The 17,021-nt window shown below is 36.4% G+C and carries 16 protein-coding genes; 4 read left to right on the forward strand and 12 right to left on the reverse strand.

The features are described from left to right. Nucleotides 1-4: 4 nt before the first annotated feature. A complete protein-coding gene (locus tag EHQ31_RS08910) occupies nt 5-538 on the forward strand; it encodes an adenine phosphoribosyltransferase (RefSeq protein ID WP_100744998.1) in 534 nt (177 codons plus the stop codon). 41 nt (nt 539-579) lie between these two features. On the opposite strand, the gene EHQ31_RS08915 is transcribed toward EHQ31_RS08910, so the two are convergent. Beyond that, the gene (locus EHQ31_RS08915; RefSeq protein ID WP_135568488.1) at nt 580-1,617 is read right to left on the reverse strand and encodes an ATP-binding protein; all 1,038 of its coding nucleotides are present in this window, start codon (nt 1,615-1,617) and stop codon (nt 580-582) included. A 31-nt stretch (nt 1,618-1,648) separates the two neighbouring features. On the opposite strand from EHQ31_RS08915, the gene EHQ31_RS08920 reads away from it, so the two are divergent. Further along, nucleotides 1,649-3,196 carry a S1C family serine protease gene (locus EHQ31_RS08920; RefSeq protein ID WP_135568556.1) on the forward strand — a complete coding sequence of 516 codons (1,548 nt, stop codon included), beginning with the start codon at nt 1,649-1,651 and terminating at the stop codon, nt 3,194-3,196. 4 nt (nt 3,197-3,200) lie between these two features. Then, a complete protein-coding gene (locus EHQ31_RS08925; protein ID WP_135568489.1) occupies nt 3,201-4,676 on the forward strand; it encodes a PDZ domain-containing protein in 1,476 nt (491 codons plus the stop codon). On the opposite strand, the gene EHQ31_RS08930 is transcribed toward EHQ31_RS08925, so the two are convergent. From EHQ31_RS08930 to EHQ31_RS08955, 6 genes are read right to left on the reverse strand one after another with little or no spacing between them, the layout of a single operon-like run. Continuing rightward, entirely contained in the window at nt 4,673-5,887 is a 1,215-nt protein-coding gene (locus tag EHQ31_RS08930; protein ID WP_135568490.1) for an AZOBR_p60025 family cell surface glycopolymer formation protein, read from the reverse strand. The genes EHQ31_RS08925 and EHQ31_RS08930 overlap by 4 nt on opposite strands. A 14-nt stretch (nt 5,888-5,901) precedes the next feature. Beyond that, complete coding sequence (locus EHQ31_RS08935; protein ID WP_244247327.1) at nt 5,902-7,470, reverse strand: hypothetical protein; 1,569 nt, start codon at nt 7,468-7,470, stop codon at nt 5,902-5,904. Then, nucleotides 7,443-8,165, reverse strand: coding sequence for a glycosyltransferase family 2 protein (locus EHQ31_RS08940; RefSeq protein ID WP_135568491.1), 723 nt, complete (start codon nt 8,163-8,165; stop codon nt 7,443-7,445). The genes EHQ31_RS08935 and EHQ31_RS08940 overlap by 28 nt, the downstream gene beginning before the upstream one ends. A 1-nt stretch (nt 8,166) precedes the next feature. Continuing rightward, nucleotides 8,167-9,207, reverse strand: a complete 1,041-nt coding sequence (locus tag EHQ31_RS08945; RefSeq protein ID WP_135568492.1) for an NAD-dependent epimerase/dehydratase family protein — start codon at nt 9,205-9,207, stop codon at nt 8,167-8,169. Then, complete coding sequence (locus EHQ31_RS08950; RefSeq protein WP_135568493.1) at nt 9,197-10,672, reverse strand: nucleotidyltransferase family protein; 1,476 nt, start codon at nt 10,670-10,672, stop codon at nt 9,197-9,199. Before EHQ31_RS08950 ends, EHQ31_RS08945 begins: the two co-directional genes overlap by 11 nt. Nucleotides 10,673-10,706: 34 nt before the next feature. After that, nucleotides 10,707-11,354: a hypothetical protein gene (locus EHQ31_RS08955; protein WP_135568494.1), complete on the reverse strand. Its 648-nt coding sequence runs from the start codon at nt 11,352-11,354 to the stop codon at nt 10,707-10,709. Here EHQ31_RS08955 and EHQ31_RS08960 point away from each other — a divergent pair. Next, the gene (locus EHQ31_RS08960; RefSeq protein WP_208652757.1) at nt 11,349-12,872 is read left to right on the forward strand and encodes a peptidase MA family protein; all 1,524 of its coding nucleotides are present in this window, start codon (nt 11,349-11,351) and stop codon (nt 12,870-12,872) included. The two genes, EHQ31_RS08955 and EHQ31_RS08960, sit on opposite strands and share 6 nt — an antisense overlap. On the opposite strand, the gene EHQ31_RS08965 is transcribed toward EHQ31_RS08960, so the two are convergent. From EHQ31_RS08965 to EHQ31_RS08985, 5 genes are all read right to left on the reverse strand, one after another. Beyond that, nucleotides 12,826-13,887 (reverse strand): DUF1574 domain-containing protein, encoded by a 1,062-nt coding sequence (locus EHQ31_RS08965; RefSeq protein ID WP_135568495.1) that lies wholly within the window; start codon nt 13,885-13,887, stop codon nt 12,826-12,828. The two genes, EHQ31_RS08960 and EHQ31_RS08965, sit on opposite strands and share 47 nt — an antisense overlap. 84 nt (nt 13,888-13,971) lie before the next feature. Then, nucleotides 13,972-14,334 carry a PLU-1-like domain protein gene (locus EHQ31_RS08970; RefSeq protein WP_135568496.1) on the reverse strand — a complete coding sequence of 121 codons (363 nt, stop codon included), beginning with the start codon at nt 14,332-14,334 and terminating at the stop codon, nt 13,972-13,974. A 58-nt stretch (nt 14,335-14,392) separates the two neighbouring features. Continuing rightward, on the reverse strand, nt 14,393-14,848 hold the full coding sequence (locus EHQ31_RS08975) for an SRPBCC family protein (RefSeq protein ID WP_135568497.1): 456 nt from the start codon (nt 14,846-14,848) through the stop codon (nt 14,393-14,395). 97 nt (nt 14,849-14,945) lie between these two features. Continuing rightward, a complete protein-coding gene (locus EHQ31_RS08980) occupies nt 14,946-16,259 on the reverse strand; it encodes an SAM-dependent methyltransferase (RefSeq protein WP_135568498.1) in 1,314 nt (437 codons plus the stop codon). After that, on the reverse strand, nt 16,216-17,016 hold the full coding sequence (locus EHQ31_RS08985) for a DUF1365 domain-containing protein (protein WP_135568559.1): 801 nt from the start codon (nt 17,014-17,016) through the stop codon (nt 16,216-16,218). The genes EHQ31_RS08980 and EHQ31_RS08985 overlap by 44 nt, the downstream gene beginning before the upstream one ends. Nucleotides 17,017-17,021: the final 5 nt, after the last annotated feature.

Here is a 17,021-nt window from a genome sequence, read left to right on the forward strand (position 1 = left end):
TATTATGTCCATTGTTAAATCAAAGATTCGTACCATTCCCGATTACCCGAAACCAGGAATTCTTTTTCGAGATATTACTTCCCTTCTCATTGATCCGGAAGGTTTCCAACTCACCATTGGAATGTTTGTAGAACGATACCAAAATGCTAAATTGAATAAAATCGCTGCCATTGATGCCCGTGGTTTTATTCCCGGTGCTGCCCTTGCCTTCCAACTCGGCGTAGGATTTGTTCCTATTCGCAAAAAAGGAAAATTACCTGGAACCACAATCTCTGAATCCTATGCTTTGGAATACGGGGTAGACCACGTAGAAATTCATACAGATGCCATTAGTCCTGGCGATAGAGTGTTGATTATGGATGATTTAATTGCAACAGGTGGGACTTTAGAAGCATCGATAAAACTCATTCAAAACCTAAAAGGTGTGATTCATGAATGTTCAACTATCATCAACTTGCCAGACTTAGGTGGTGCGAAACGAATTAAAGACACTTATGGGATCGACGTATTTTCTATTTGCGAATTTGAAGGACACTGATTCGAAAAACCAAAAAGAAGATTCATTAAAAAGGGTTTTGATTAGGATACAGACTTCCAATCAGAACTCTTTGTTTTATCCACTCGGATACTTACTTCGTTACCTAGAAAATTCCACCTCACCACAAATAATTTTTTTAAAATATGAATACCCCTTCCCCCAGTGATCAATTTCCGATCTGATTCTGTAGGACTGGGAACATGTCTTGGATTAAATCCTTTACCACTATCAATCACATAAACATCGATATACTGACGTGATTCAAATACATGGACGGTAATGATATCGTCTTCTCTTTTGCCTCCGTGTTCTAAGGCATTGTCCAGGGTTTCATCAACAAGAATCTGAAACCAAAAACTATCCATGATTTGGCGCCAATTCCTTTTGTCATACAAACTCCAAAGTTTTTCTTTGGTGAGTCTAGAATGTGATCTTGTCGCAAGAATTTGATCTTCAAATATCTTTGTGGTTCTTTCAAAAATAAACGAAAACGGATGGGTCAAATAACTTTCTGTGAACGAATAATGAAATAAAAAGACAGTAAAACAAGAAAGGAATAATAAATTTAAGAATAGAAAAAAGTGTAAAAAATACTTAGTTGTAAGTGGAATCCAGGTTGGGAAAAAACATAGAAAAATAAAAAATACACAAGTTAAAAAAGTAACAAAATAAATGTATTCCATGAATTTTTGAATAGCTGGAAAATTATACTGTAGTTTAGCAATGATTAGGTAAGAAAAAGCTAAAAAAGCCAGCACATAATAAGTGTTATAATAGTACTTTAGTAAAATTAAACTGGCCATTGGGTATACTTCGTTTAGAAGACCCAAATCTATAAATAATAACATAATCCCCATACCTAATACAAAGGAACAAATGACTACCAAACGAGGAAAGTTACGAAAGAAAGTGGGGAACTGTAATCCAAAATAAAGTAAGATAAAAGATTCAAATACAAGGTATGTGGAGATAGTATGAGGTTGGTTTAAGATGGAATTTTCTAAGAACAAAGTGTCGCCAAGAATTGTCAAATCACCGAAACAGAAAAAAGCCGCGAGAACTGAAAAACTTGTTTTCATCCTTGTCCGAGGATTCTTTCTAAAGGAAACAATACCGGCGATCAGTGAAAAAAAGGCGGTAACTCCGAATATAATGGATTCAAACAAACTCATGCAAAAACAGAAAAAAATTCTCCACTACCCATCTCTCTTTGCGAGTACTATTTTATTTTTTATTAGTTTATTCCTAATCCCACTGGGAGCCGAAGAATCCAGACAATCCATTGACGAAATCAGGAAATCTGTAGTCCAAATCCGAGTGTTTTCACAAGCAAAAGATCCTTTCTCTCCTTGGATGTCCTCAGGAATCTCCGCATCGACTGGCTCTGGTTTTTTGATTTCCAAAAACCGCATCCTTACCAATGCACATGTGGTATCCAATGCCAAATTTATGGAGACCCAACGGAACAACCAAACGGAGTGGTACGAATTAAAAGTATTATTTATAGCGCATGATTGTGATTTGGCGCTTCTTGAAGTTTCTGACCCAGAATTTTATAATGACAGCAACTATTTAGAACTGGGAACTTTACCAGAACTTGCAAGTCCTGTAGACATCGTGGGTTACCCAATTGGTGGAAACAAAATTTCTGTTAGTCGAGGAATTGTGTCTCGAATTGAACAATCAACCTATGCTCATTCCCAAATTGATAGCCATTTGGTCGTACAAGTAGATGCTGCCATCAATCCAGGAAATTCTGGTGGCCCAGCCATTCAAAATGGGAAAGTTGTAGGAGTTGCATTCCAAGCATCCACTAAAGGAGAAAATATAGGTTATATTATTCCAACAGCGGTAATCCAACATTTTCTAAAAGACATTGAAGATGGAATTTATCACGGTTATGTTGAATTAGGAATCCAAACACAATCCTCTTTTTCAGAATCACATAGACAATTCTATGGAATTCCCAATACTGAAGAAGGAGTATTTGTTACAAAAGTATTAAGCCAAGGATCGGCGGATGGACATTTAAAACCTGGGGATTATTTAACAGCTATTGATGGACGTAAAATTGGTAGGAATGGAAATCTATTAGAATCAAATTCTATAGATTTTTTGGAAATCGTAGACAATAAATTTGCGGGAGAAGAGATACAATTTGATCTGATTCGTGATAAAAAAAAGATGAAGGTAAAATTTGCGGCAAAAAAAATGCCACAAATGGAAAACCAAAGAGCAAGGTATGGAATGAACTACGACTATCTTGTGTTTGGTGGACTAGTATTTCAAACTGTAAATAGAGATTTATTGGAAGCCTGGAGTAAAAATGGACAAACCCAAGGGGGAAGCCTCCTTGTTTATCGATTTTATGATGCCACTACTCTTTCCGTTGGACAATCAGAGGATGTTGTATTATATAGAAAGTTACCACATCCGATCAATTCCAACTCCGATTTTTATTTAAATATGGTAGTGGAATCTTTAAATGGTGTTAGGGTTAAAAACTTAAATCATTTAAAAGAATTGGTGGAGTCTTCCAAAGAAAAAACCTTACGAATCCAATTTTATGGAATCCAATTACCTATGATTATGGATCGAGAAGAAGCAGAACGTGCTGACCTTGAAATAAAAAAATCCTACCACTTAACAGGAAATTAATCCTATGCCTTTTTTTAAACTAAATTCAAAACTAACATTTGTATTACTGCTCTTATGTATTGGTCCGATATTTGGAAAATCAATTCCAGTAGTGCCAACCGACAACTCCATTCTCCAGGTAAAAGTGACGGTTCAATATCCACATTTCATTCAACCTTGGAGATTTAAAAATCCAGAGGTTCGCCAATCCACTGGGATCTATGTTGGTGATCAAAAAGTATTAATCCCTGCTCAAGCAGTTTATTTTTACACAAGCATTGAAATTAAAAAGCCAGATTCTCTGAAAGTTTTTACAGCAGAACTGGAAAGATTAGATCCAGATTTGGGACTTGCCATTCTAAAGTTCAATGATCTGAATGCTGCAAAAGACCTCAAACCAGTCACATTCCCCAGTGAAATTTTTTTACCGGGGACAGCCCTTGTCATGGAAAGTAAAGACCAAAGAAGTTTGGAAGAGAAAAAAATTAGAATGATTCGTTTAGATATGGATTCATATTCTAGTGGTTACACAGAACTTCCCTATATCGAAGTACAATCGGAAGACAAACTAGATGGTGTGGGAGAACTAATTGTAGATACAACCGCACGTATACCGCAAGGTATACTATACCAATTTAAAGAAAACAACATGGGTAGAGTGATACCTTCTTTTGCAATCCAACATTTTATTGAGGGTAAATCATTTCCTTTCAAAGGTTTCCGTTTCAAACCTCTGATCGATAGTGCTACAAGAAATTATTATGGATTAAGAAAAGATGACCTTGGTGTTTTAGTAGCAGAGATTTATCCAGGTTCTTCTGCAGATGGGATTTTACAATTAGAGGATGTATTACTCGAAGTTGCCAATTTTAAAATAGATCCTAAAGGTTATTTTGATCACCCCAAGTTTGGGAAACTCAATTTATCTTATTTGTTCCATAATACCAATGATAACGACTCTCCTTTTGAAAAAAAAATTAAACTAAAAGTATTTAGAAACAAAAAGCCAGTTTCACTCGAAATGGATTTAAAACCGTTACCTGAATCTGCTATCCGCATTCCTTACGGAAATTCAAGATTCCAAACTCCCAAGTATTTAATGTTAGCTGGATTGATTTTTCAAGAATTGTCAGAACAATACCTAACAGAACATGGTAACCAATGGAGAAATCGCGTTAATAAAGAGCTTCTTTATCTCAATGATTTTTACCGGATTAAAAGGAACGCCAACGAAGGGAAAATTGTGTTTTTATCCCAAGTATTACCTCTTTCCGGGAATAAAGCATATCATACGGCAAACCAAATGATTTTAAAAACTATGAATGGGATACAAATCCAATCTTTGGATCAATTGCAAACATTAGTAAAAGAGTCAAATTCTCCCTACATTCATTTTGTGACAAATGATGGTTTTGAAATGATATTTAAAAAAGAAGAAATACAAAAACTAAACGCAGAAGCAAAACAAAGTTTTCAAATCCAGAAGGATTCTAATTTTTAGAATCCAACTTGGTAACTTAACTGCCTAGAAATCAGTAAAACTTTGATTAGAAATAAAACTAAAATCATAAGAGTCATTAAGATATATTCTTGTTTTCGAATGGTTTTATCTTCATTCACTAATAACAATAAAACAGGAATCGACAAGGTAAACATGCGGGAAACGTTTTCATAAACTGACCAAAAATGATAATACCCAGCAGTTCCCACCATAAACATAATTAACAAAAATGAAATTCGGAATTCCCAACCCTTTCGAATTTGTCCTGTGAATGGTAAAAATAATCCTAAAAAAAATAATATAACTAAAGGAAATCTGGATAATAACCGCGCGAGATCTTTCCAATGAGATCCACCACCTAACAACCTCCAAATCGACTCCATATAGGAAATCAAACCTTCAAATGGCAAAATAAAATCGGTAAGTCTACCTGGTCTCCAATTGGGGAAACGATAAGCCAAATACAAATGCCAACAAACTGGGATCAAAAGAACCGATCCAACGACAACCATTCGTTTCCAATCTTTACGAAACAATGCGGCAAGGCCCAAAGGAAATAACAAAAACAAAGCTGGTTCTTTGGTTAAGATTGCCAAACTAGAAAGGAGAATAAAAGGGATGTAATTTTCTTTTACATAATAGTAATAAGCGATGATTAAGATAGAAACCATCACGGTATCGCTTACTAGTACATAATAACTTCCTAAAGCAAAAGGACTTAACAGATATAAAATCGCATAGGGTTTTGTATCTGCATTTAAAAGTTTGCGTAAATAAAAATAGGATACTAAAGTAAGGAAAATATTCCAGAAATACATTCCAAAAATGGCGGATGTTTTTCCAAAAAAACCAAAAACTGCAACTAACAAAGGATATCCGATTCTTGGAGCCCTGTAAGATTCATCAAAACCTTTTGGCCAATTTAAATTAAATTCAGAAAGGGGTCTCGAAAAATAATAAAAAATCTGACCGTCATAACCCGCACCTAAATCTCCCTCTTCCCCTTTGAATAAAACAGCTTTCTCTGGAGTTTCTTTTTGGTTTTGTAAGGCAAACTCGTATCCGAAGTTCACCATAGAACTTGGGTTCCATTCATATTTTTTCCAATACCCTAAAGTAGCAATTCCCCAAACCAGAAAAAAAGAAAATATCGATAACCATTGTTTCGAATTGAAAAATAAAAAAATAGGGGATAAACGTTTCAAAATCATAATTTGACTCCAAATTAAGGATGTGGTTGTAAAATCGAAGGTTCTAAAGATTTAGAAAAAATTGAATTATAAAAATGAGCACCTTCGTATGTTAAATGGTGCGGATCAAAAAAATGCCGAACATCACTCACGGCTTCTGTATGATCAATGAGTGTCTGACCTCTACTTTCTAAATGTTTTTTAAGATTAGAAATCCAATCCTTTCTCCACTTCGAATTTTTATAAAAATCAAATTCGATTGGATTCTCTGGACTAAGGATCAGTACAAATGGGATTTTGTTTTGATAAAAATAATCAGAGATAAGAAGAATACGATTGAATTCCAACCAAGATTCGAAGGTAACAGAATTTACACTTTTTTTTGCTTCGCGAACAAAATGTAATCTCCAAAGTTCGTTTCGCGAACCGGAATCTCGGATCATCCGTTCAAAGTAGTCTTCTTTAAAATCTTCCTTAGTCATCGTAACCAAACGTGTGTCATCCCAATAACTTCCACGTGAGTAAGATCGATTTTTTACATCCGCAGTTTTACAAAAAAAATGAGACAGGCGAATCCCTACGGATTCATCTTTTCCATACCGAATGAGATTTACTTCTTTTGCAGAAGGGAATTCTGACAAAACTTGGATTTTTACAACAGACCAATCTTGCGGTTTTTCGATTAAATCAGTCCAAACCAAATCATTCCAACCCGAACGTTCATAGTTTTTTTCCAATTCCAAAATAGGCTGATTGCGATTTATCGAATCGTTATCTAAGTAAAAACTGAATTTTAATTTTGTATTTGGTTTTTGTGTGAAAATAGACTCTTTAGATTTTTTTTCCGAACAAACGAGCGTTGCTGTTTCTTTGGTCCATCCCTTAGACCAAATACCTTCCCTCGGTTTTTCACCTTGGTAAAGATGATACTTTCTTCCACTGCGGAAATGGTTATCTATATAAACTTCAATGGGATCCAAAAAGAAAACTCTAAATCGGCTCACATAAAAAAGGGATTTAGTTGCAAGTTTGGAAATTGTTTTTCTAGGCAATTCCTTCCAAAAATCTTTTAAAAAAGCAGTTGGATAAATTGTTTTTGCAGGATAACGATCCCCAAATTCACGAACCCATTTTGATTCATCAAATGAAAATTTACCGTCTTTAGCTTCTAAGTATTCCCACTGCAAATCAGCAAAATTATGAAGGTAAACCACCAAATCAGGGTTTGATGCCAATAGATTTTCTTTGTAATAAAAAAGATCTGTGGGTGCCATTGCCACATGAGAAAAAAAGGAATACTTTGTTTTTGAATTTTCCTTTTCGTTTAATTCATCAGGCAAAACTGAATATAAGGCAACTGAACTTCCGGTGATGATCGTTCTATGTTTGTCTTTCGAAGATTGTAATTCTTTCGTTTTATGGATGAAATTATACCATGGAGAAGAATCCCATTCTGTCTCGTTGGGGAACAAAAAATATAGTTCAAAAAAGAAAACTCGGTCTAAAAAAAGTATAGCACCTAATAAACTACAGGTGATTACAAAAACTTTCCATTTCAAACTGAAACGAGATTTGTTTACGGATATTGTGGGATCAGTTTCCATTTTCGTAACAAAAGTTTTTTTGCAAATTGAATTGCCAGTTTTAAAACCTTACGGTTAAAGCTGCTATTGGAAAAAATATAACGTATAGGAAGTTCTCTAATAGTTCCGTCATGATTTGCTACAATAGAGAGAGCTTCCATATGAAAATCGAAAGCAACAGACTCTAATGGATAAGTTGCAATTTTTTGTACCATCGGTTTCGAATACCTTCTGTAACCACTTGTGCAGTCTCGTAAATTGGCACCAAATAGATTGAAAATTCCTTTGGACAAACAATAGTTCATCACCTTTGCTGCAAGCCAGGAAATAAACTTACGATACAAAGGTACATTTACAGTGGAAGTTCTGGAACCAATAACTAAATCACATTCTGGAAAAGATTGAAATTCTTTCAAATAACTGGCGTCATGCGAAAGCCCTGCATCCATTGTAATGACCCAATCGTAGCCCTTTTCCACAGCATATTTCATGCCGTCTTGGATTCCTTTTGGGATATGAGTATTTTTTTCATGCCGAATCACATGGAGTCTATTGCCAAACTCTTTCTGCAGATTGGCCAAAATGGTTGGTGTGGCATCTTTACTGGCATCATCTGTTACAGAAACATCTGCATAAACAATGGCACCCCGTACCACTTCTTCAATCGTTGCGGCTTCATTGTAAGCAGGGATGACAACCAGTGTTTTATTTGACATTCTACTTCCCAGAAATATTGAATACGTCTTTATTCGCTTCAATCCATTTGAGAAGTCTAGTGACTCCTTCTTTTGGAAGAATTTTAGGATTAAAGCCGAATTTTTTTGCTTCCGTGATGTCACAAATAAAATAACGCATGTCACCTGGTCTTTCTACTTCAAAAAGTATCTCTTGTTTTTTTCCTAGTATTTCACCAATGAGACTTATACATTCCAAAAGTGAAATTTTATGAGGGCTTGCACCACCAATATTATAAACACCAGGGATAGGATTTTTAAAAAAATCTAAATAAGATTTTGCGCCATCTTCGGCATGCAAAATATCGCGAGTTTGTTTTCCCGTTCCAAAAATACGGAGAGGCAAACCAAAAACTGAACGAATCGCAAAATTTGCAACCCAACCATGATCTTCGCCACCAAACTGACGTTCGCCGTAAATACCCGTAAAACGGAAACTAGCTGCCTTTACACCATACATATCCGTGTAAGAACGGACATAGTGTTCAGCACTCATTTTCGAAGCATGAAGAGGAGAAATTTGACCCACCATTGTTGGTTGTGCAACGGAAATTTCCACTGGATTTCTTTCGTATGATGTTTTCCCTTCCGTTAAACTATCGTTAATTGAGTTCCCGTAAACGTGAATGGAGGAAGTATTTACAACCGGAATTTTATGTTTCCTTGCTGCTTCCATTACGTTAAAAGTACCAATCACGTTGGTTGAAAAATCAAGCTCCGGGTCTTCCCAAGAAATGGTCATCGCAGGTTGTGCCGCTGTGTGAATGATATAATCACAATCAACAGAACGATCCATCAAATGTTCTAGGTTTCGAATGTCACCTTTTACCATTGTGACACCAATTGATTTTAAATAATTCCAGTTATAATCCCGAGTGGCATCACTTCCATAACCTGTGCGTTTTAATTCATATTTTGTCATGTTGTCAAAACTAACAACATCCCAACCTTCTTTACGAAATAATTCACAAACATGGGATCCTAAAAATCCGCATCCGCCTGTTACCAATACTTTATTCGCCATCGCGATCTTCTCCTAGGTAAAACTTTTTAGATAATATTAATTTCATTATATGGATAGAATCAGTGATCATGTCACGTAACCGGTATTCCACCTGGCCCACTGGTTTGAAATAAGATACTGGGATTTCAATACAACGCATATGAGACCTTACGATATCAATCATAAGTTCAACAATAAACTTACGGTCTTCTACAACAAGTTGTGGTTTAACTCGTTCGTAAGACTCTCGCCAAACAGAAAAAAACTGACAGTCAACGTCGGTAAATCGTGGTTCTTGTCCCCACCAAAATACTTCTACCAACTTACCCATAAGCAGATTCACCAAACGATACAAAGGTTTTAAATTAGAGCCTTGTTCGATCATCTGTCTTGTGGTGCGAGTCCCAATTACCATATCCGAGTCTTTCATGTATTCGAGTAATTTGGGAAAGTCTTTAGAGCGAAAAGAACCATCAGGAGATACTACTACGATGATATCACCTGTTGCATATTCTATCCCCCTTCTCACTTGTTCTCCGAGTCTCGTAGAATCACCATCACCAGGGAAGGTATAAGTTTTTACTTTTTCTTTTTTACTGAGAGTCAGAGTTTCGTCAGTAGATTCGTTATCGATAACAATGATTTCATTAAATTTATCTTTGAAGTCAACAATCACATCTGTGATTGATCTTTCATTGTTATTTGTGGGGATTACCAAACTGGTTTTAAATTTATGAAACAAATCATTTCTTACTTCATAAACAGCATGGTAATAATCCTGCATGGAGTTGATGTTGAAGTAATCGCAACTGAGCATGGTTGCATACACTCCCCCTTTGGACTCCTTTGCCATCTTATCGATAACATCCGTTATCTCTATCACACCTGATTTTGAAGAAACTGGCGTTTTTTTAAAAAACTCAAAATACTCGGGCGTAAAAAAATAACTGCCCAATCCCAAAAGTTCGTTCGGTGGATTTTCTGGTTTTTCAACTAAATTTAGAATTTTCTCATTTTCTAATACAACTGAATAATTTTTACGAATTCTGGAAAGTAAGGATGTTTTCACAACCCCGATGGAGGCTGCCATTTGTGGGTGTTTTTTAAAAACTTTTAAAAAGATTTCATGATCGGTTCGGTAATAAAATTCATCACCAAGAATTGTCAAAAAAGGTTCATGGATGGTTCTTTCGAGACTGGCCACATCAGATGCCAAACCCTTTTCTGTCCAATCCACAGGTTCAATCACAACTTTGGGAAGTGCCAAACGAATATGATCGATCTCTGCAATGATTTGTTCTTTGAGATGTCCTACAAGAACATAGACTTTTTCAATCCCAAAGGTTTTGACCATTAGTTCCACATTGCGGTGGAGAATGGACTTACCTTCGATGACGAAGAGTGGTTTTGGAATGAAACTGGTTCGGGGATATGCTCGGGTTCCTTTTCCGGCAGCCGCAATGACCCCAATTCTGATCTTTTTCAATGTAAAAGGAAAGTCCCTGAAACGGACTAGAGGGTCAATTAGAAAAGGTTCGTTTCCAACGGTAGAATTGTAAGCCCTCCCCAATTCGGTATCCTTGGAATGGTTCCCAGTGCCGCTTAGAAGGATTCCAGGTCCATCCTGGGTTCTTTCCTCCTAAGCCGTTCAAATGGAAGCCCCAAATGCCTTCTGTTGTCATCCCATTTGATTCAAACCGGACTGCCACTGGATTCCCTACGGAATGATCTAAAACATATGGCAAAACCACTTCCTTTTTAGTACCGAGTAAGGATTCGGAGAGGACGAATTTTCCCGAAGGCAAAAGGTCTAATCGTATTTCTATATGGTCACAATCGAACCTACGAAGAAGGGCCATTTTTTTACCCCAAGTCTCTGTGGCTCGGATTTGGCAGGCCTCGGGAACTAGTAAAAAATGATTCCCTAGATCAGTGATTTTTCCTACAAATAAAACCTCTTCAAAACCACGGGAATTTTGGAAACGGAGTTCTTGGGCATTGTAAAAAGACTTTCCCTTTTCTGTAAAAATTTCTATCCCTAATAATAGGTATCCATTCTCTGTTGGCAGTTGCTCGGAAAAATATAACCCATCCAACGACTTTGCTTGGTTTGGAATCGTCAAAAAGAATATCAGGATAAGAAAACTCAATTTCAGAAATTTATGCATTTAAAACAATTGGTCCTCTTCCCTCTGATTTTCATAACATCATTCACTTTTTATTGCAATCCGCTAAATCCCAAAAAAGAAAAAAATGACGATCTTGTACTTCTGCTTGGTTTGTATTCTCTACTAGGTGGAAGCTGTTTTACTGGTCCCGACCTTTGGGCCAGAGATTTAGTTTCACAAAACAGTGTTTGTGTTCCTGTCGAATTGGTTGGCGAAGGAACTAATGTAGTAGTTTATAAAGAAAGGTCTTTATCCGTTAACTATGATTTAGCGAAGTTTGCAAAAGACTTTGATACAATCACTTTTCCTAAACTCATAGCAACATTTGGAACACCTAGTGATGTGGATGGGGATGGCAAAGTGAAAATTCTTGTTATGGATATAAAGGATGGAGCCACAGCAAACAGTGCTTATGTGGCAGGATACTACGATCCAGTAAATTTTTTCCCTGACAATTTTTTATCCTCCATTCGATCCAATTATGCAGAAGTATTATATTTAGATGGGAAAGAACTGATTGCAGCACTTAGCCGGGATCCAAACGCTTTTGCTTCCACAGCTGCCCATGAATTTCAACACCTACTAAGGTTTCCAAGAATGCGCGCTGCTAACCAAACAGATGAACTATGGATCAATGAAGGTACAAGTGAAGTGGCTAGTGACATCGCAGGTTATGGACCACAAACCGGTCGTATGGATTGTTATTCAGGCGTAAATGACTCAAGGTGTAGTGACGGAATCAATGGAGTATCTCTAATAGATTGGGACAATAACAGTTCCAATGTCTTAAAACAATATTCTTTTGCGTATGTGTTTATGCGTTATTTATATGATAGTTCTGGAACCACTGAGGCTGAGAGACAAACCTTCTATCGGAACACTGTGATTGGTTCGGGGGGGATTCGAGCGAATTCTACAGGAAGTTTAATGAGTTTATTTCGAACTTCCGCCAATTTTAATTCTACATTACTTGGATCTCAAAACTCAGAAGTCTTTTTTCGAATTTATGCCCTTCTTGTAACCCAGAGTTTTGGACTTACCAACAGTCTTTCTTCTGTGGAATATGTAAATGCCGATGGAGCCACAGCCACTACCGTAGACTTGTCATCGGCTTCTGGAAATTATCTTTTGGCAAATAGTACAACACTTACAAGAATCATCACAAATCCCGTGGCACCAACAGTCAATCGTTCCTCAATCAAACAAGGTGCTGCAAACTTTTATACGGCTACCTGGGGAACTCCTGCCATGCCAGGGAGTACTAGAAAAAACTATGGAAGAGTCACAGGCGCAGGAAACAAAGGTGTCTTTTTTTGGGCAGACTCCCCCTCTGGATTCAATGCGAGTACAAAATACCTTCCCACGAGTGAAGAAGGAACAAATCTATCCTTACCAAAAAAACCTAGATCCCTAAAATCGGTAATTGAAGAGACACCAACTTCCGGACCAACTCCAATTTGTGGAATCGAGTTTATAAACGATTCGGCTCGTACTTTCGAAAGTATTCCAATAAAATAGACCGCATCAAACTTCGGTAACAATCTTTTGCAACATGGCCTCCATCTGCGAACGCATTACACGTATAAGATGGATCATTCTTTAGTTTTAATAGAGGGAAATTGTAATTATTTGTAAGTTCATCAATTTCTTTTTCCCAAGTTTTCACTAACGCTTCTTTTTCCATTAGAGTTTCGAAATCTGGAGAAGAAAGAGGCCAGACAATAATAGTTTTAATTTTTTCAGACTGCAATCGATTTAGAATTTTTTCATAAAACCCAAACTGCATTGGGCTACGAACATAGGATGCAAATAACCAATCCAAAGTTCTATGGCTAGTCATCTGTAAGGAATTAGAGTCCTTTTCCATATAATTATCAACGGGAGACAATCCATTTCCATTATGACTGAGGATATAATCATAAGTGTCTTTATGCATCACAAAGGCATTTTCTAAAAATGGATTTTTATAATTTCTCCACATTTGATCTATATACGGCTTATAAGTTCCTACAGCAAAAAGTTTACGACCAAGATAAAAGGAAACATGATCTTTCCCAAACAAACTGATATTAGAAAGAACGTATGGTAAGTCGAAACTATAAGTTAAATTAGAACTTTTGAATACAGAATTCTGATTAAACTGATTGGGATCCGTTTCCATAATGACTAAATCTGGTTTGATTCCTGCATCCAATACTTTTGTCAGTTGGAAATCGTAATAAGCGGGAGTTGTTACGGCAGAAGACAAATTATAAATTTCCCAATCTGGGTAAAAAGATACAAGTTCGTCGTGATCAAAATAGAGAAGGCGAGAAGATCCCAAAATCAACATGATTTTTTTCGTTTTTGGCGAATGGACACCTGGTTTTTCAGTTACCAGTTTTTTCAAAAAATCTGATTTGGCTTTATAGTTAATGGCTGTTAAATCAATTTTGGTAATTGTCTGAATGTAGGGGATTCGAAATAAAGAATCTACCAAAAACAAAAATAATAAAAGGATAACCGGGTAAAAAAGAAACCGTGCCTTGAGCATATCTGAAAGGAGAAAGGAAATGGATTTAATTGTAAAGCGAATTGAAGAGACTCCCCCGAGCTTTCGACCAAGGGAGTGGATCGTCTAAGCGACTTGTGTGCGAGCGAGTTTACGTTTCTTTTTGAGATTGGCAAACCAATCTTCCGAGTTACGGATATGGCTTACTAATTTTTTTACATACTCTCTGTTTTCAGGATTCAAAATTTCGCGTGCTTCTTGAATGATTTCTTCCACAGTCTTCACGTGGAAAGTAAAATAACTGGTAAAGAGTTCATAATACTCTCTGTCCGTATTTTCCCAATCCTTTGATTGAATGTCTGCGAAAAACTCAGATAACTGTGGTATGTCGATCTCAGGTGTCGCATCAAAATGATTATTCATCATTGCGATACGGTCTGTTATATCAGTTAATTTCTGGAAATACGTTTCCAATTCGGGATATTCCATCTTCCAACCCTCCTTAACAACCCTTACTTTTACCAGGATTTTAGAAAGGCCCTAGAGATCAAGATTTTTTAAAAAATTTTGTAATGTCTGGATTCTCTTTTAAAAAGTCTTTTAACTGAACAGCTTGTCCATCCCAAGCTTCTTTGGCACCTTCGATCCAAACATCTGAACTTTCTCCACCAGGGAATCCTCCATTAACAATTGTTAGTTTAGATTGATTAGGACCTAAAGATTCAAACAATAATTGTAAATAAATGGATCCTGTTGGATCAGCAGGATGATCTTTCCATTCCATCACCAATTCTTTTAATGGTTCGATTTTTTTATAAATTCCATGAGTGGTAAAATCACCTTCGAGTCCCAATTTCCAAGTCCAAGAAAAATCACCGCCTACTTTTGGCCTTCCTCTTACCTCGTCTGCCAACCAATGGACTAACACTTCATAGACGGTAACACCCGACCATAATTTCTCAATTGGTTCATCAAAGGTGAATTCGGATTTTGTTTCTCTCATAGACTGAGTAGTAAAGACTTAGGTATTCTTTGGCAAGATGTTTTTTTTAGAACAACTACCGACAACCTCCCTATCGGCAGTTTTGTTCTGTAATCACTCAGAGGTTCAGGTTGTTTGGTCTTACGTAAACAGATTGAACAACACTAATATTTCTCATTTGAAATGCCGCTGCACAATATGCCAAATAGTATCTCCATTTTCTAATAAAGGTTTCACTATAACCTTGGGTTCTTACCTCTGTCAAATTTTCTTCAAAGGCTTTGAGCCAAAGCCTAAGTGTCTTCGCATAACTTAATCCCATATCTTCCAAGTGGAATAAATACATATCCCCCGTACGATTGATCGCTTGGTTCATACGACCTATGGAAGGCAATAGAGAACCAGGGAAAATATGTTTCTGGATGAAATCGATTCCGTTTTTAAAAGAGGTAAATCTAGAATCGGGACAAGTGATTACTTGTAATGCCATAATCCCATCTCTTGTTAAAAGGTCCTGGCACTTTTGGAAAAATGTTTCGTAGTAGGCATCCCCTACTGCTTCCAACATTTCTACAGATACAATTTTAGTAAATTGTCCTTCAATCTTTCGGTAGTCTTGGATCCGAATTTCGATTTTGTCAGTAAGGCCTTCTTTCTCGATTCTTTCTTTGGCATAGGCATATTGTTCTTCTGAAAGTGTAACAGTTGTCACACGACAGCCGTAATTTTTTGCTGCATGAATCGATAAAAACCCCCAACCACTTCCAATCTCCAAAAGATGGTCCGCTGGGTTTAGTTTTAACTTTTGGCAAAGTTTATCCACTTTTTTAGTTTGGGCTTCTTCCAAACTATCTTCTAAGGATTCAAAATACGCAGAACTATAAGTCATTGTTGGATCTAAGAACAATTTATAAAATTTGTTTCCTAAATCATAATGTTCTACTATATTTTTTTTACTTCCTGTTAAGGTGTTTTTTCTTAAAAAATGTAGGAATTTATTGCCTAAATTGAATAAATCCAAATGAAATAGTTTCTTTTTTGCACCAGAAAGACTTGGGCTATCATCCACATTCAATATAAACCAAGAAATTACATTTTCAATGGAATCAGTTTCCCAATCTCCCGTTAAATAAGATTCAGAAAATCCAATATCACCATATATCACTGATTTCTTGAAGAAAGCAGGGTTTTTTACATGGATCAGTGCTGAATGAAATTTTGGATCAAAAGAAGAGTTTTGATTTCCAATAATCACTTGTTCTCCATTTGGTAGGATCATTCTAAGAGATCCACGTTTCATGGAACTCATTGCTTTAAAAAAAAATTTTTTGTAAATAGGGAACTGATCTGCGATAGACTTGTTCTTTAATTCGGTAAAAAGTTCTGAATCAATCGTGTCTTCTAAGAGGGACTGGTTCTGTGATTTTTCCAAGGGGAACTCCTGTTTGTTTCTCTAAGTTTTGGTGTTTTTGAATGTACGGAATTTTTTTGATCCAAAGTTTGAACGCTTGCCAATGAATCAATGTTATTACTTTGACGGTGATAAATGGAAATTCGATAAAAAGTTTTAACAAGTATTTTGAATGAAATGGAATTTTTTTTCCAAGAAAGGAAGTTGTTAAAATTCGTTTTCCATTTTCAAAAGAGTCGACACCAATCTGCAATTGATCCCCCGGTAGGTTCAATCGAAATTCAAATTCTGAATCCAAACTGATAAACGGTGAGACATAAAAATTCTTTTGTTCGCGGATATAAACATCAGGATCCGCAATGGTACCCTTCGCTTTCTTAAAATAACCAACGTAAGGTTTGATTTCCCCAAAGGTATTCCCTACTTCTGCGATCGATACGAGTGGCCTGCCATCGGTATCATAACAGAAATAGAAACTTACGGGATTAAAAACATATCCAAGTACTCGGAGGTTGGTAAGTAAATAAATCTTTCCAATGTTTCTGACTCCAGATGCTTCCAAAAAGGACTTAACATTTTCATATACTGTTCCTTTTTCAAATTGGATATGGTCTTTATCATAAAAAGAAAACAAATTCCAACGGTTCCTGGAAAACCAAAAACTTTCGTGGGACAACTGGTCTATTTCTGATAAGTCCAAATAAAAATTAAAGATTCGGTATTGGAATTGATTGGGTTTTGGAGCGGTACGTGTATGAAACACGTCCGCTCGATACATACAAG

The sequence above is a fragment of the Leptospira montravelensis genome (assembly GCF_004770045.1).
Classification (GTDB): domain Bacteria; phylum Spirochaetota; class Leptospiria; order Leptospirales; family Leptospiraceae; genus Leptospira_A; species Leptospira_A montravelensis.

What these genes read in the sequence shown, in the direction of transcription:
- EHQ31_RS08955 (WP_135568494.1), bottom strand. Translation starts at nt 11,354, where the DNA reads ATGCATAAATTTCTGAAATTGAGTTTTCTTATCCTGATATTCTTTTTG.
- EHQ31_RS08925 (WP_135568489.1), top strand. Translation starts at nt 3,201, where the DNA reads ATGCCTTTTTTTAAACTAAATTCAAAACTAACATTTGTATTACTGCTC.
- EHQ31_RS08940 (WP_135568491.1), bottom strand. Translation starts at nt 8,165, where the DNA reads ATGTCAAATAAAACACTGGTTGTCATCCCTGCTTACAATGAAGCCGCA.
- EHQ31_RS08965 (WP_135568495.1), bottom strand. Translation starts at nt 13,887, where the DNA reads ATGCTCAAGGCACGGTTTCTTTTTTACCCGGTTATCCTTTTATTATTT.
- EHQ31_RS08910 (WP_100744998.1), top strand. Translation starts at nt 5, where the DNA reads ATGTCCATTGTTAAATCAAAGATTCGTACCATTCCCGATTACCCGAAA.
- EHQ31_RS08970 (WP_135568496.1), bottom strand. Translation starts at nt 14,334, where the DNA reads ATGGAATATCCCGAATTGGAAACGTATTTCCAGAAATTAACTGATATA.
- EHQ31_RS08945 (WP_135568492.1), bottom strand. Translation starts at nt 9,207, where the DNA reads ATGGCGAATAAAGTATTGGTAACAGGCGGATGCGGATTTTTAGGATCC.
- EHQ31_RS08960 (WP_208652757.1), top strand. Translation starts at nt 11,349, where the DNA reads ATGCATTTAAAACAATTGGTCCTCTTCCCTCTGATTTTCATAACATCA.
- EHQ31_RS08975 (WP_135568497.1), bottom strand. Translation starts at nt 14,848, where the DNA reads ATGAGAGAAACAAAATCCGAATTCACCTTTGATGAACCAATTGAGAAA.
- EHQ31_RS08915 (WP_135568488.1), bottom strand. Translation starts at nt 1,617, where the DNA reads ATGAAAACAAGTTTTTCAGTTCTCGCGGCTTTTTTCTGTTTCGGTGAT.
- EHQ31_RS08985 (WP_135568559.1), bottom strand. Translation starts at nt 17,016, where the DNA reads ATGTATCGAGCGGACGTGTTTCATACACGTACCGCTCCAAAACCCAAT.
- EHQ31_RS08930 (WP_135568490.1), bottom strand. Translation starts at nt 5,887, where the DNA reads ATGATTTTGAAACGTTTATCCCCTATTTTTTTATTTTTCAATTCGAAA.
- EHQ31_RS08935 (WP_244247327.1), bottom strand. Translation starts at nt 7,470, where the DNA reads ATGGAAACTGATCCCACAATATCCGTAAACAAATCTCGTTTCAGTTTG.